The sequence below is a fragment of the Kitasatospora sp. NPDC091335 genome, from assembly GCF_044757205.1.
Classification (GTDB): domain Bacteria; phylum Actinomycetota; class Actinomycetes; order Streptomycetales; family Streptomycetaceae; genus Kitasatospora.
Genome location: NZ_JBIVUM010000021.1, coordinates 131,836 through 146,225 on the forward strand (window position 1 = coordinate 131,836; position 14,390 = coordinate 146,225).

General features: G+C 71.1%; 13 protein-coding genes and 1 pseudogene. 7 read left to right on the forward strand and 7 right to left on the reverse strand.

Annotation, left to right across the window (positions count from 1 at the left end; translation table 11 throughout):
• The first annotated feature begins 79 nt into the window (after nt 1–79).
• Nucleotides 80–946, forward strand: coding sequence for an aKG-HExxH-type peptide beta-hydroxylase (locus ACIQOW_RS33775; protein ID WP_401091442.1), 867 nt, complete (start codon nt 80–82; stop codon nt 944–946).
• On the opposite strand, the gene ACIQOW_RS33780 is transcribed toward ACIQOW_RS33775, so the two are convergent.
• The 3 genes from ACIQOW_RS33780 to ACIQOW_RS33790 form a co-directional block, all read right to left on the reverse strand.
• Nucleotides 943–1,614 (reverse strand): pentapeptide repeat-containing protein, encoded by a 672-nt coding sequence (locus ACIQOW_RS33780; protein WP_401091444.1) that lies wholly within the window; start codon nt 1,612–1,614, stop codon nt 943–945. The two genes, ACIQOW_RS33775 and ACIQOW_RS33780, sit on opposite strands and share 4 nt — an antisense overlap.
• 187 nt (nt 1,615–1,801) lie before the next feature.
• On the reverse strand, nt 1,802–3,835 hold the full coding sequence (locus tag ACIQOW_RS33785) for a prolyl oligopeptidase family serine peptidase (protein ID WP_401091446.1): 2,034 nt from the start codon (nt 3,833–3,835) through the stop codon (nt 1,802–1,804).
• Between the two features lie 171 nt (nt 3,836–4,006).
• Nucleotides 4,007–5,530 (reverse strand): peptide MFS transporter, encoded by a 1,524-nt coding sequence (locus ACIQOW_RS33790; protein ID WP_401091448.1) that lies wholly within the window; start codon nt 5,528–5,530, stop codon nt 4,007–4,009.
• A gap of 330 nt (nt 5,531–5,860) precedes the next feature.
• Between ACIQOW_RS33790 and ACIQOW_RS33795 the strand changes: the two genes are divergently transcribed.
• Together ACIQOW_RS33795 and ACIQOW_RS33800 are read left to right on the forward strand one after the other, a co-directional pair.
• Complete coding sequence (locus tag ACIQOW_RS33795) at nt 5,861–6,535, forward strand: response regulator transcription factor (protein WP_030058577.1); 675 nt, start codon at nt 5,861–5,863, stop codon at nt 6,533–6,535.
• 55 nt (nt 6,536–6,590) lie between these two features.
• Nucleotides 6,591–7,835 (forward strand): ATP-binding protein, encoded by a 1,245-nt coding sequence (locus ACIQOW_RS33800; RefSeq protein ID WP_401091450.1) that lies wholly within the window; start codon nt 6,591–6,593, stop codon nt 7,833–7,835.
• Nucleotides 7,836–7,877: 42 nt separating this feature from the next.
• Here the strand turns inward: ACIQOW_RS33800 and ACIQOW_RS33805 are convergent, their stop codons facing one another.
• Nucleotides 7,878–8,393, reverse strand: a complete 516-nt coding sequence (locus tag ACIQOW_RS33805) for a GtrA family protein (RefSeq protein WP_401091452.1) — start codon at nt 8,391–8,393, stop codon at nt 7,878–7,880.
• Nucleotides 8,394–8,684: 291 nt separating this feature from the next.
• Here ACIQOW_RS33805 and ACIQOW_RS33810 point away from each other — a divergent pair, with 291 nt between their 5' ends.
• From ACIQOW_RS33810 to ACIQOW_RS33820, 3 genes are read left to right on the forward strand one after another with little or no spacing between them, the layout of a single operon-like run.
• Nucleotides 8,685–9,878, forward strand: a complete 1,194-nt coding sequence (locus ACIQOW_RS33810; RefSeq protein ID WP_401091477.1) for a 5-(carboxyamino)imidazole ribonucleotide synthase — start codon at nt 8,685–8,687, stop codon at nt 9,876–9,878.
• On the forward strand, nt 9,875–10,399 hold the full coding sequence (gene purE / locus ACIQOW_RS33815; protein ID WP_401091454.1) for a 5-(carboxyamino)imidazole ribonucleotide mutase: 525 nt from the start codon (nt 9,875–9,877) through the stop codon (nt 10,397–10,399). Before ACIQOW_RS33810 ends, purE begins: the two co-directional genes overlap by 4 nt.
• A 33-nt stretch (nt 10,400–10,432) precedes the next feature.
• Entirely contained in the window at nt 10,433–11,647 is a 1,215-nt protein-coding gene (locus tag ACIQOW_RS33820; protein ID WP_401091455.1) for a dipeptidase, read from the forward strand.
• A 7-nt stretch (nt 11,648–11,654) separates the two neighbouring features.
• Here the strand turns inward: ACIQOW_RS33820 and ACIQOW_RS33825 are convergent, their stop codons facing one another.
• The 3 genes from ACIQOW_RS33825 to ACIQOW_RS33835 form a co-directional block, all read right to left on the reverse strand.
• Nucleotides 11,655–12,068 carry a CoA-binding protein gene (locus ACIQOW_RS33825; protein WP_401091457.1) on the reverse strand — a complete coding sequence of 138 codons (414 nt, stop codon included), beginning with the start codon at nt 12,066–12,068 and terminating at the stop codon, nt 11,655–11,657.
• Between the two features lie 40 nt (nt 12,069–12,108).
• Entirely contained in the window at nt 12,109–12,561 is a 453-nt protein-coding gene (locus tag ACIQOW_RS33830; RefSeq protein ID WP_401091459.1) for a hypothetical protein, read from the reverse strand.
• A gap of 153 nt (nt 12,562–12,714) precedes the next feature.
• Entirely contained in the window at nt 12,715–14,052 is a 1,338-nt protein-coding gene (locus ACIQOW_RS33835; RefSeq protein WP_401091461.1) for a UDP-glucose dehydrogenase family protein, read from the reverse strand.
• A 219-nt stretch (nt 14,053–14,271) separates the two neighbouring features.
• Here ACIQOW_RS33835 and ACIQOW_RS33840 point away from each other — a divergent pair.
• Nucleotides 14,272–14,390 (forward strand): annotated as a pseudogene (locus ACIQOW_RS33840) (acyl-CoA dehydrogenase); the annotation flags it as partial.

The following is a 14,390-nucleotide window of genomic DNA, read 5'->3' on the forward strand; positions in this document are numbered from 1 at the left end:
AGTAGTCGCGTGTCCGGCCCCACCGCAATTGGGGCCGGACACGCGGTTCCCAAGCATTCCAGCGAAGGAGCGAGCGTCCATGCGATTCCTCAACATCCACCACGCCCGTGAGACGATCGGCCGACTCGTGAGCGCGGTCGACGAGCAGCCTCCGCCGACCACCGTGGACCTCCCGGCCGCGTACCGGAGGGTCGTTTCCGCCCTCCGTCCGCTGCCGGTCGAGGGCGCGGGCATCACGCTGTCCTTCGAGGACAGCGAGTGGGGCAGCTACCTGATCGAGAACAGGACCTTCGAGAACATCTTCGAGGGGCTGGAGAACACCCCGCCCGACCTGAGGGAGCGGTGGAAGCGCGACTTCTCCGTGGCGCTCCGGCGCACCAGGGACCTCGTGCCCGACGTGGGCGCGCTCGTGGACCTGGTGGTCACCGACGTCGTGATGTTCAGCTCGACCAACAAGGGCGGTGGCACCGGTTCGACGCTCCCGGGCCTGGTGAGCATGAGCCCGGGCGACGAGTGGCGGCCCCACGACTACGCCGAGTCCCTGGTGCACGAGGCTGTGCACCTGAACGTCTTCCTGGCGGACATGGTGTACCGCCTCTACACGCGTCCTGCCATGGAGCTGAAGGCCGACGAGCACCGGGTCGTCTCCGCGGTGAAGTTCGGGCAGATGCGCCCGCTGGACAAGGCCTTCCACAGCGCGGTGGTAGCCCCGCCCCTCATGCTCATGCAGCACCTGAGGGGCGAGACGGAGTTGGTGGACAAGTTCCGCCACTCGATCCGCGAGTGCGCGGACGGCCTGCTGGACAAGCTGGACCTGTTCACGCCGTACGGCCAGGGGATGGTGCGCGAACTCGCGGCCTTCGCCGAGACGATCGACTTCGACCTTGTCGTCCGGTCGATCTCGGGCCAGGAGTTCGCGCACTACGAGCTGCCTGTCGCCGCTTAGGGCTCGAACAGGATGCCGGCCTCCCTGGCGAGGCTCAGGGCCAGCTCCATGGATCCTGGGCCTCGCACAGTGGCGCCCTTGAGGTGCGAGGCGCCTCCGACGTCAACCAGCGTGCAGTTGTCGAAGCTGACACCGGGCTGAACGGCGACGTTGGCGAACTGGGCTCCGGTGAGGTCGCACTTCTCGAATCGAACATCGCGGAGTTCGGCAAACTGAAAATCAGCCTGGGAGAGATTGCACTCCCTGAAGATCACCATTTTGAACTTCGCGTAGCGGAACAGCGTGCTGTCTGTCCGAGTGCCCTCGAAGAGGACGTCACGGAAGCTGCCGTTGCTCCAGGACGACCCGGTGAGCCGGCACCCGGTCACCGTGCTTCGGAGGATGGACACGTCCTGTGTCCGTACCGTCGCAAAGTCGCAGGTCGTGAAGGCGATGTGAGCGAGCACCGACCGGACCAGGTGCGTTCCGGTGAACCTGACGTTCTCGAAGGCGCATTGCTCGACTTCGACCGCTTCGCCCGAGCGGCCGACGAGGCTCAGCCCGCTGTATTGCCTGCCTTTGATGGTGGCGTCGTCCTCGAAGTCATGGTCGGGCAACTCCGCAGGTCGCAAAGCCACCTGAAAGCGCGGGGTCAGGGGATTCTTCTGGCGAGGCGTGGCCTGAGTCATGACGGGCACCTCACAGTAGCCGCTGGAATGGAGGAAAAGAACGCTAGCATTCGACTGCCATATCCGGAAAGGCAGTTGAAATACATGGGCTGCGGAATCCGATAGCTATTCAGGCTGCCGAAAACTTCAGGATCCCTGCCTTGGTGGTGGAGCGGGGAGGGGCGGGCGTCCGGTGGCGCGACGCCGATCACTCCACGCCCAACGAGCGCCGCAGGAAGTGCAGTTCGTGCCACAGCAGGTGCTCGATAACCGCTTCGTCGGTGGGGCGGTGGCCGGTGGCGCGCAGGGGGAGGACCTCGTGTGGGCGGCCGGCGGCGAGCAGCGCGGCGGAGAGCCGCAGGGTGTGGGCGGGGTGGACGTTGTCGTCGGCGAGGCCCTGGATCAGCAGCAGCGGGCGGCGCAGCTTCGGCGCCTCGGCGATCAGCGAGCCGCCGTCGTAGTGCTCGGGGTGCTCGTCGGGGTGGCCGAGGAAGCGTTCCTGCCAGTGGGTGTCGTAGAGCCGCCAGTCGCTGGGGGCGGCCCCGGCGGAGGCGGCGTGGAAGACGTCCGGGCGCCTCAGCACGGCGAGGGCGGCGAGGTAGCCGCCGTAGGACCAGCCGCGGATGCCGACCCGGCCGAGGTCGAGCAGCCCGGGCCGCAGCCGGGAGGCCTCCCGCAGGCCGTCCGCCTGGTCCGCGAGCGGGAGCGTCGCCTTGTCGCCGTACACGGCCTTCTCCCAGCGCGGCCCGCGTCCCGGGGTGCCGCGGCCGTCCACCACCAGCACCGCGAAGCCCTGGTCGGCGAACCACTGCGAGACCTGGTCCCACCAGAGGCCGCCGGTGGTGACCTTCTGCGTCGCGGGCCCGCCGTACGGGTCGAGCAGGACGGGCAGCGGGCCGTCCCCGGGGCGGTGGCCCGCGGGCAGGAAGAGCGCGGCGCGCAGGTCGTGCGGGCCGAGCCGGAGCAGTTCGGGCGCGGCGGTGCGGTCCTGCGGTTCGGCGCGGGAGGCGAGCGGGAGCGCCGGGCGGCCCTCGCGCAGGACGGTGGAGCGGCCGCTGGGGTGGCCCGGGGCCCGGGTGGTGAGTACCAGGGTGGCGCCGCGCCGCACACCGGTGTGCAGGCCGGGGCCGCTGCTCAGCCGCCGTGGGCCGGTGCCGGGCCGGTAGGTCCAGAGGTGGGTCTCGGTGGGTTCGTCGGAGGCGGTGAACAGCACCTGCTCGCCCTCCGTGCCGAGCACCGCGCGCAGCTGGAGCCCGGGCGGGGTGACGGGTTCGCCGTCGACGGTGAGGTGCCGGGTGCCGTCGAGGTCGGCGGTGTCCACCAGGGCGCCGCCCGCGGTGCGCGCGGGCAGGCCGGGGAGCAGCTCGATCCAGTGGGCGTCCCGCCGCTCGGCGAGCACCCGGGTGGCGCCGTCCGGTCCGATCGCCAGGGTGCGGACGGTGCGCTGGTCGCGGCTCTGCACAGCGGCGTACGGGCCGTGGCCGTCCCAGCCGGCGGCGGTGAGGTACTCGAAGGCGGCGCGGTCCCAGCGGACCTCCGTGCGAGTGCGGCGACCGTCGAGGCCGAGCAGCCAGAGCGAGACCTCGGCGTTGGCGGTGCCGGCGAGCGGGTAGCGGACGGCGCGCGGCGGGCGGTGCGGGTCGGCGGGGTCGGCCAGGTGGAGCCGGGCGAGCGGGCGGTCGTCGACCCGGGCGACCAGCAGCGCGGTGCCGTCGGGGGACCACCAGTGGCCGCGGTCGCGGTACATCTCCTCGGAGGCGACGTACTCGGCGAGCCCGTAGGCGACGTCCTCGGCCTCGGGTTCGGCGAGCGGGCGGTCGTCCGTGCCGTCGACGCCGACCACCCGCAGGGCGCCGCCGCTGACGTAGGCGATCCGGCGGCCGGCCGGGTCGAGCCGCGGGTCCTGCGGCGGGCCGGGGACGGCGATCCGGCGGACGGTGCCGGCGGCGGTGCCGGCCAGCCACAGGGCGCCGTCCAGCGCGAAGGCGGCGAGCGAGCCGGCGGCGTCGGTGCTGTACGCGGCGATGCCCTCGGTGGAGCCCAGGGCGGCCGGGTCGGCGATCAGCCGCTCCGCGCCGGTGGCGGTGTCCAGGGCCCAGAGGCAGGTGAGCGGGTCGGTGCCGCCCCGGCCGCGCAGGAAGAGCACGGTGGTGCCGTCCGGCGAGGGTTCCGGCCGGACCGGGACGCCCAGGGTGAAGCGGTGGGTGCGGGCCAGCCGGCGGGGTAAGGAGTCGGTCGTCATGCCGGGCACCATAGGCACGGCCGGCGCGTGGCTGTCGAGCGGAATACCGCCGCGGCGGAGGGCGCGGTGCCGGCGCGGGCGGGAAAACGACCGGCTGGGAAAACGACCGGGGCCGCCGTGGATCTCAGGAATCCACGGCGGCCCCGGAGTCGTGAGCCGGAGACCGGTGCGTCAGTGCACGTCGCCCATGAGGGCCTGGACCTTCTTGCGGTAGGTGAAGATGGCGAACCCGGCGAGGGCCGCGAGCGACGCCTGCATCGCGATGATCCCGGTGCCGTTGAGGCTGACGCCGGCCAGCGAGAGCAGGCTGGTGGTGCAGTCGCCGGCGGTGACGGCGAGGAACCAGACGCCCATCATCTGGGAGGCGTACTTGCGCGGCGCCATCTTGGTGGTGACCGAGAGGCCGACCGGGGAGAGGCACAGCTCGCCGATGGTCTGGATCAGGTAGATCGAGACGAGCCACAGCGGGGAGACCAGGGTGCCGTTGTCCGCCATGGTCATCGGGATGATGAAGACGAAGAACGAGACGCCGACCAGGACCAGGCCGATCGAGAACTTCACGATGGTGTTCGGCTCCTTGTCCCGGCGGGACAGCCAGAGCCACAGCCAGGCGAAGACCGGCGCGAACGCCATCACGAACAGCGGGTTCAGCGACTGGTACCAGGTGGCCGAGAAGCCGAAACCGAACAGGTTGTCGGCGGTCTTCTTGTCCGCGAACAGGGAGAGCGTCGATCCGCCCTGGTCGTAGATCATCCAGAAGATCGCGGCCGCGGCGAAGAACCAGATGTACGCGGACATCTTGGACTGCTCGTCCGTGGTCAGGTCCTTGTCGCGCTTGATCCGGGTCAGCACGGTGACCGGGATCAGCAGACCGGCGACGGTCAGCGGGACGAGGACCCAGTTCAGCGTGTAGAGGCCCAGGCCGACGACGGCGCCGTAGAAGACGGCGACGCCGAGCAGGGTCAGGCCGGCCTTCGCCAGCAGGCGCTTGCGCTCCTCGGGGACCAGCGGGTTGGGGACCTCGCTGCTCACCGGGTTCAGGTGGCGGCTGCCGAGCAGGAACTGGGTCAGACCGACGGCCATGCCGACCGCGGCCAGGCCGAAGCCCAGGTGCCAGTTGTACTCCTTGCCGATCGTCCCGATGACGAACGGGGCGACGAAGGCACCGAGGTTGATGCTCATGTAGAAGACGGTGAAGCCACCGTCGCGGCGCGGGTCCTCGGGGCCGTTGTAGAGCTGGCCGACCATCGTGGAGATGTTGGCCTTCAGCAGCCCGGAGCCGAGCGCGACCAGGAGCAGGCCGAAGAAGAACGCCGCCTGGCCGGGGACGGCCAGCGCGATGTGGCCGGACATGATCACGAACCCGGCGATGGCGACGGTCTTGCGGGCGCCCCAGACCCGGTCGCCGAACCAGCCGCCCGGGTAGGCCATGAGGTAGACCATCGAGACGTAGACGGAGTAGATCGCCGTCGCCGTCGTCGCCTTCATGGCGAGGCCACCGCCCTGGCTGCCGATGGCGGCGTCGGCGCCTCCGGAGACCAGGTAGTAGATGAGCAGGGCGCGCATGCCGTAGTAGGAGAAGCGCTCCCACATCTCGGTCATGAACAGGGTGGCGAGCCCCCGGGGGTGCCCGAGGAAGGTCTTGCCGCTGGGATTGGCCGACGGGACGTCGGTGTCCAGGGTCTTAGACGCCATGAGTAGTGGTTCCTTGCCTGACAGCGTCCGCCCGGGGGGTGTGGCGGCGGACGTGGACGAAACCACTCTACGTGGCGACATTTGGCTGTATCAGATGACAAAAGCCTTGAATCAGGTAGGGGAATGGCAAAGTTGGCCGCAGATCCGCCCGATCTATCGATGGTAGATGGGCGTGTCTTCCTTCGGTTTCAAGATCCAAATGGCAATTCTTCACTGAACGGCCGGTCTGTCGTGCGCCGTTGAGTCCAGTCGAAGCCGTATATAACGATCACGCTCTGTGAACTACCTCACAGGGCATCCGGGCATACCCCGGCGGACTACCATCACCCCATGACCTGTGTGCTGCTCGCCGAGGACGATCCGGCCATCTCAGAACCGCTCGCCCGGGCCCTGCGACGCGAGGGCTACGAGGTGCTCGTCCGCGAGGACGGTCCGACCGCCCTCGCCGCCGGCCTCACCGAGGAGGTCGACCTCGTCGTCCTGGACCTCGGCCTGCCCGAGATGGACGGCCTGGAGGTCTGCCGCCGGCTGCGGGCCGACGGCAAGAGCTGCCCCGTCCTGGTGCTCACCGCCCGCGCCGACGAGGTGGACACCGTGGTCGGCCTGGACGCAGGCGCCGACGACTACGTCACCAAGCCCTTCCGCCTGGCCGAACTGCTCGCCCGCGTCCGGGCCCTGCTCCGGCGCGGCAACGTCGACCAGCTCACCACCGGCGCGCACGGGGTGAAGATCGACATCGAGTCGCACCGCGCCTGGCTCGGCGACGAGGAGCTGACCCTCTCCGCCAAGGAGTTCGAGCTGCTGCGCGTCCTGGTCAGGGACGCCGGCCGGGTGGTCACCCGCGAGGAGATCATGCGGCAGGTCTGGGACACCACCTGGTGGACCTCCACCAAGACCCTGGACATGCACATCTCGTGGCTCCGCAAGAAGCTCGGGGACGACGCGGCGAACCCGCGCTACATCGCCACCGTGCGCGGCGTGGGCTTCAGGTTCGAGAAGAACTAGCCCCTGACGGACATCGGGCCCTCGGCCCGCGGCGGCTGAACACCCCGGGAGCGGCGTGAAACGCAGGATGATCAACTCGCTGCTGGGCGTGGTCCTGGTGGTGGTCGTGGTGTTCTGCGTGCCGCTCGCCCTGGTCGAGAAGCGGACCATCGTCAACTCCGCCCAGGACCGGGTGGACGCGGCCGCCGTCCGGGTGCTCGCCCTGGTCGAGAGCCGGCTCGCCGCCGGGGAGCCGGTCACCGGGCGGGCCTTCGAGAGCCAGATCACCGAGGGCAGCTACGTCGAGGTGCAGGTGCCCGGCCAGCCGGTGGTGTCGGCGGGCGAACGCCCGCCGGGAAGCCACCTGCTGAAGGCCGTCGAGCGCGGCAACAGCGGCGAGACCGTCACCGTCGAGCAGTCCCGCGAGGACGTCGACCACGAGATCGCCAACAACCTGCTGCTGCTCGGCGTGGTCGCCCTGCTGGCCGTCCAGGCCGCCGTGGCGCTCGCCGTCTGGCAGTCCAAGCGGCTCGCCCGGCCGCTCACCGACCTCGCCGAGACCGCCGAGCGGCTCGGCTCCGGGGACCCCCGCCCGCGCGACCGCCGCTACGGAGTGCCCGAGCTCGACCGGGTCGCCGAGGTGCTGGACACCAGCGCCGAGCGGATCGCCCGGATGCTCACCGCCGAGCGCCGGCTCGCCGCCGACGCCTCGCACCAGCTGCGCACCCCGCTCACCGCGCTCTCCATGCGGCTGGAGGAGATCACCGCCCTCGCCGAGGACCCGCAGACGGTCCGGGAGGAGGCGACCATCGCCCTCCAGCAGGTCGAGCGGCTCACCGACGTGGTCCAGCGGCTGCTCACCACCCAGCGCGACCCGCGCAGCCCCACCGCCGTCGCCTTCGACCTGGACGAGGTGATCAAGCAGCAGGTGGAGGAGTGGGGCCCGACGCTGCGCGAGCAGGAGCGGGTGCTGTCCCTGGAGGGGCTGCGCGGGGTCACCGCGGTCGGCACCCCGGGGACGGTGGCCCAGGTGCTGGCCACCCTGATCGAGAACTCGCTGATGCACGGCGCCGGGACGATCACCCTGCGGGTCCGGCCGTCCGGCACCTCGGCGGTGGTCGAGGTCCAGGACGAGGGCGCCGGGGTGCCCGCCGACCTCGGCAACCGGGTGTTCGAGAGGGCGGTCAGCGGGCGCAACTCCACGGGCATCGGCCTCGCCGTCGCCCGTGACCTCGCGGAGGCGGACGGCGGGCGGCTCGAACTGCTGTCGCTGAAGCCGGCGGTGTTCGCGCTGTTCCTCGGGCGCAGCCACGAGGACTGAGCGGGTCCGTGCGCCCGGCAGGCCCACCCGGCCTATTCGGCCCTACTCGGCCTTGGCGAAGCGGATCCGCTCGGTGGCCAGCATCAGCTCGGCCTGGGCGGCCAGCTCCCGGCCGTCGGCGGTGTCGACGGCCTGCTCGGTCTCCGGCAGCGCCTTGAAGACCCACGTCCGGTAGGAGAAGAACCGGAAGGTCGTGCCGGCGATCAGACCGATCACGTTCTTGGCGATCAGCTGGCTGGTGGCCGAGTGGTAGCCGAGCACGTGCACCGAGAAGGCGTTGATGCCGTTCTCGATCAGCATGCCGATGCCGCTGAAGATCAGGAAGAGGGTGATCTCGCGCTTGCGGGAGGCCGCGTCCCGGTCGCGGTAGAGCCAGTAGCGGTAGCCGAGGTAGTTGGTGCCGATCGCGACGCTGGTGGCGATGTAGCCCGAGAAGGAGTTGACCGGACCGGTCGCCTTGAGGCAGACCCAGAAGACGCCGGCGTTGACGATCACGCCGGTCACGCCGACGATGGCGAACTTCACCACCTCACCCCTGAGCCCACGCAGTTTCTGCATGAGCGTGGGTTCCGAAGCTGCGGTCGTCGCCATACCGGGTGGCCTCCATGTGCCTGCGGGGAAAAGGGTGTCCCACTGGGCCGGAGCCACCCCTTGAGCCCTGCGTGCACGCACATGATCCGACCGCGCGGACGAGGACCTAGCCGTTCAGGCTACCCGCTTCCACCGAACGGCTCAGCCGTCCGGGGTGGGGGTTGACATCTACGCGCGTCCGCTCCGGTGGGCCCACCGGCGGCTCCACCGCCTCCGACCGGCCCGGATATCCTGGGCCGCGTGACTTCCCCGGGCAATGTGAATTTTCCAGTGGTGGGCATGATCGGTGGCGGGCAGCTGGCCCGCATGGCACACCAGGCGGGCATCCCGCTCGGGGTCAGGTTCAAACTCCTCGCCGACACGCCCCAGGACTCCGCCGCACAGGTGGTGTCCGACGTCGTCCTCGGCGACTACCGCGACCTCGACACGCTGCGCGCCTTCGCCGCCGGCTGTGACGTGATCACCTTCGACCACGAGCACGTCCCCACCGAGCACCTGCGGGCCCTGGAGGCCGACGGCATCGCCGTCCGTCCCGGCCCGGACGCGCTGGTCAACGCCCAGGACAAGGGCGTGATGCGGGCCAGGCTCGACTCCATCGGCGTTCCCTGCCCCCGGCACCGGATCGTCACCGACCCGGCCGACGTCACCGCCTTCGCGAACGAGCTCAAGAGGGACCAGGGCGAAGCCCCGTCGGCCGAGGGCGGGGGCGGGCGACGGGCGGGAGGCTACCCGGTCGTCCTGAAGACCGTGCGCGGCGGCTACGACGGCAAGGGCGTCTGGGTCGTCGAGGACGAGGAGCAGGCGCGGGCCCCGTTCCTGGCCGGCGTCGCCGTGCTGGCCGAGGAGAAGGTCGACTTCGTCCGCGAGCTGGCCGCCAACGTGGTCCGCTCGCCCAGCGGCCAGGCCGTCGCCTACCCGGTCGTGGAGAGCGTCCAGGAGAACGGCGTCTGCGCCGAGGTCACCGCCCCCGCGCCGGACCTCGACCCGGCCCTGTCCGACGAGGCCCAGCAGCTCGCCCTGCGGATCGCCGGGGACCTCGGCATCGTCGGCCACCTCGCCGTCGAGCTGTTCCAGACCAGGGACGGCCGCATCCTGGTCAACGAGCTGGCCATGCGCCCGCACAACTCCGGGCACTGGACCCAGGACGGCGCGGTCACCTCGCAGTTCGAGAACCACCTGCGGGCCGTCCTCGACCTCCCGCTCGGCGACCCCCGGCCCCGCGCCAGGTGGACCGTCATGGTCAACGTCCTCGGCGGCGACTACCCGGACATGTACCACCCCTTCCTGCACTGCATGGCCCGCGACCCCGGGCTGAAGATCCACATGTACGGGAAGGACGTGAAGCCCGGCCGCAAGGTCGGCCACGTCAACGTCTTCGGGGACGACCTCGAAGACGTCCGCGAGCGCGCCCGCCACGCGGCCGCCTACCTGCGAGGAACGATCACCGAATGACCTCTCCGCTCATTGGCATCGTGATGGGATCGGACTCCGACTGGCCGGTCATGGAGGCCGCCGCCCAGGCGCTCGACGAGTTCGGGATCCCCTACGAGGTGGACGTCGTCTCCGCCCACCGGATGCCCCGCGAGATGGTCGCGTACGGCGAGCAGGCGCACCGGCGCGGCCTGAAGGCGATCATCGCGGGCGCCGGCGGCGCGGCCCACCTGCCGGGCATGCTCGCCTCGGTCACCCCGCTGCCGGTCATCGGCGTGCCAGTGCCGCTGCGCTACCTGGACGGCATGGACAGCCTGCTGTCGATCGTCCAGATGCCGGCCGGCGTGCCGGTGGCGACCGTCTCGGTGGCCGGCGCGCGCAACGCCGGCCTGCTCGCGGTGCGGATGCTCGCCGCCTTCGACCCCGAACTCACCGAGAAGATGACCGACTTCCAGGCCGAGCTGAACAACCAGGCCACCGAGAAGGGCAAGAAGCTCCGCGCCAAGGTGGCCGGTTCCTCCTCCTTCGGCTTCGGCAAGTAATCCCACCGGCGGGCGTGGGGTAGAACAGCCCGTATGACTTCTCGGACGGACTCCCTCACCCTCCTGGACCGCGCCCGCGCCCTGCTGCGCACCGCCCCCGTGGTGGACGGCCACAACGACCTCCCGTGGGCGATGCGCGAGCAGGCCGGGTACGACCTCGGCGTGCTCGACCTCGCCGCCGACCAGAGCGACCGCCTGCACACCGACCTCGCCCGCCTCGCGGAGGGCGGGGTCGGCGCGCAGTTCTGGTCCGTCTACGTCCCGTCCTCGCCGGACGGCGACCACGCGGTGAGCGCCACCCTGGAGCAGATCGACTTCGTCCACGCCCTGGTCGATCGCTACCCCGACCGGATGCGGCTCGCCCGTACCGCCGCGGACATGGAGGCCGCCCGCGCCGAGGGCCGGATAGCGTCCCTGATGGGCGCCGAGGGCGGCCACTCCATCGACTGCTCGCTCGCCACCCTGCGCGCCCTGTACGAGCTGGGCGTGCGGTACCTGACGCTCACCCACAACGACAACGTGCCGTGGGCCGACTCCGCGACCGACAAGCCGGCGGCCGGCGGGCTGACCCGGTTCGGCGAGGAGGTCGTCCGGGAGATGAACCGGCTCGGCATGCTGGTCGACCTCTCGCACGTCTCCGCCGACACCATGCGCGACGCCCTGCGGGTCACCGAGGCGCCCGTCGTCTTCTCGCACTCCTCCGCGCGCGCGGTCTGCGACCACCCGCGCAACATCCCCGACGACGTGCTCGCCCAGCTGCCCGCCAACGGCGGGATGGCGATGGCCACCTTCGTGCCCAAGTTCATCCTGCCCGCCGCCATCGAGTGGACCAGGGCGGCCGACGAGAACATGCGCGCCCACGGCTTCCACCCGCTGGACACCACCCCGCCTGCCATGGAGCGCCAGCGCGCCTTCGAGGCCGGGCACCCGCGCCCGACCGCCACCACGGCCACCGTCGCCGATCACCTCGACCACATGCGCGAGGTCGCCGGCGTCGACCACATCGGCATCGGCGGCGACTTCGACGGCACCGCCTTCCTGCCGGACGGCCTCGACTCGGTGGCCGGCTACCCCAACCTGGTCGCCGAACTCCTCGGCCGCCACTGGTCGGAGGCCGACCTGGCGAAGCTCACCTGGCACAACGCCGTCCGCGTCCTGCGCGACGCCGAGTCGGTGGCCGCCGGGCTGCGGACCACCCGCCGCCCGTCCATCGCCACCATCGCGCGGCTGGACGGCGCGGACTCCTAGGGCTGCCCTAGCCGAGCCGGGGGATCTCGATGGCCGGGCACCTGTCCATCACCATGGCCAGGCCCGCCTCCCGGGTCCGCCCGTAGGCGGCCTCGTCGATGACGCCGAGCTGGAACCAGACCGCCTTCGCCCCGGCCCGCACCGCCTGGTCGGCCACCTCCCCGGCCAGCGTGCTGTTCACGAACACGTCCACCACGTCCACCTGGAACGGGACCTCGGCGAGCGAGGAGTAGCCCCGCTCGCCGAGGACCGTCTCGGCCTTCGGGTGCACGGGCACGATCCGCTTGCCGTACTGCTGGAGCACCCGGGCCACCCCGTACGCGGCCCGGGCGGTGTTGTCGGACAGCCCCACCACCGCCCAGGTGTCGCCCGTGCCGGTGAGGATCCCGCGGATGGTCGCGGCGTCGCCGTAGCTCGTCATGCCGGTACCAACGATGTCCGGGGGCAGCGGATTCCTGGGGTCAGAGGTCGGTGGCGTTGAGCTTGACCAGGGCCGTCGTGTCGTTCTCGTACGAGACTTCCAGTTCGACGAGCATGGCCTTCCCCCGGGGCCGGTTCTCGTTGGTCTCGTCGCGGTTCCTGAGGCTCATGCGGGACGCGCCCTCGTCGACCAGCCGGACGCGCGGGAAGGCGGCGGTCAGCCGGGCGGCCAGGTCGGCCCTGGGCATCCGGAACTCGGCCTCGTAGCCCTGCTCCTGCCAGCCACTGGTGTCCGTGCAGCGGGCTCCGGTGGCCTCTGCGGGCATCGACCCGCCCGCGAAGTCCACGACCTTCGAGCAGTCGGCCCTGACGGGCTGGCCGGAGGCCAGGTCGTCGACGGCGGCCAGGAGGCGGCTCGCGAAGAAGGCGAGAAGGAGGAGGACGACTGCCGGGCACGCGATGGCCGGCCCGATGAACAACCTGCGCCTGTGCATGAAGGACCCCCCGGTCTCCAGAGTGCCGCGGACGGCGGAGACCCCGATCCTCGCACGAGGATTGAACATGTTCAAATGCCAGTGCCCGGGAAAACGGAAGCGCCCGCCCCCGGGGTCGGGGGCGGGCGCTTCGGGGGAGCGCGGGCGGTCGCGTCAGCTCGGGCGGCCGAGGGCGCGGTAGGTCCAGCCGGCGGCGCGCCAGGCGTCGGCGTCCAGGACGTTGCGGCCGTCGAGCAGGCGGCGTTCGGCGACGACGGCGCCGAGCTCGGCCGGATCCAGCTCGCGGAACTCGGACCACTCGGTGAGGTGGAGGACGACGTGGGCGCCCTCGGCGGCCTCCAGGGCGGAGCGGGCGTAGGCGAGGGAGGGGAACATCTTGCGGGCGTTGTCCACGGCCTTCGGGTCGTAGACGGTGACCTGGGCTCCCTGGAGCTGGATCTGGGCGGCCACGTTGAGGGCGGGGGAGTCCCGGATGTCGTCCGAGTCGGGCTTGAAGGCGGCGCCGAGCACGGCGACCCGGCGGCCCAGGAAGCCGCCGCCGCACTGCTCGCGGGCCAGCTCGACCATCCGGGAGCGGCGGCGCATGTTGATCGAGTCGACCTCGCGCAGGAAGGTCAGCGCCTGGTCGGCGCCGAGCTCGCCGGCCCTGGCCATGAACGCGCGGATGTCCTTGGGCAGGCAGCCGCCGCCGAAGCCGAGGCCGGAGTTGAGGAACTTGCCGCCGATCCGATCGTCGTAGGCGAGCGCCCTGCTGAGCTGGGTGACGTCCGCGCCGGCCGCCTCGCAGACCTCCGCCATCGCGTTGATGAAGGAGATCTTGGTGGCCAGGAAGGAGTTGGCGGCGGCCTTGACCAGTTCGGCGGTCGCGTAGTCGGTGACCATGAACGGCACCCCGGCGGCGATCGGCTCCGCGTACACCTCGCGCAGCACCCGCTCGGCCCGCTCGCTCTGCGCGCCGACCACGATCCGGTCCGGCCGCAGGGTGTCCTGCACGGCGAAGCCCTCGCGCAGGAACTCCGGGTTCCAGGCGAGTTCGGCGGCCTCGCCGACCGGCGCCAGCGCGGCCAGCCGCTCGGCCAGCCGGGCCGCCGAGCCGACCGGGACGGTGGACTTGCCGACCACCAGGGCGGGGCGGGTCAGGTGCGGTGCGAGCTCGTCGATCGCGGTGTCGACGTACGACATGTCGGCGGCGAACTCGCCCTTGCGCTGCGGGGTGTTGACGCAGACGAAGTGCACGTCGCCGAACTCGGCCGCCTCCTGGGCGGAGGTGGTGAAGCGCAGCCGCCCGGTCGAACCCTCGTGCCCGGCCACGTGCTTGAGCAGCAGGTCGGACAACCCCGGCTCGTACATCGGGACGCGGCCCGCGGTCAGCATGGCGATCTTGTCGGGATCGATGTCCAGGCCCAGCACCTCGAAGCCGAACTCGGCCATCGCGGCGGCATGCGTGGCGCCGAGGTAGCCGGTGCCGATCACGGAGATGCGGAGGGTCACGGGTTCTCCTTGGATGCGGACGCGACCAGTACGGATGCCCCTGATGCTATCCGCCCGGCGAGGACGCGCCGGGATCACCTGCACGCCCGGACGCTAGGCAGCCGCAGGTCGGCGCCCCTAGGATCTCTACTGAACGGTAGTTAACCGCGGATTCGACTCGGACCGGACGTCGATCGGACGCCGGTCGGACGTCGGCCACTGGACGACGAGGCAGGCATCATGGCGGGCAGCGCAGGGGCGGCTGACTTCGATCTCTTCCGTATCTCCGAGGAGCACGGGATGCTCCGTGAGGCGGTGCGTTCGCTGGCCGAGGCGAAGATCGCTCCGTTCGCGGCGGA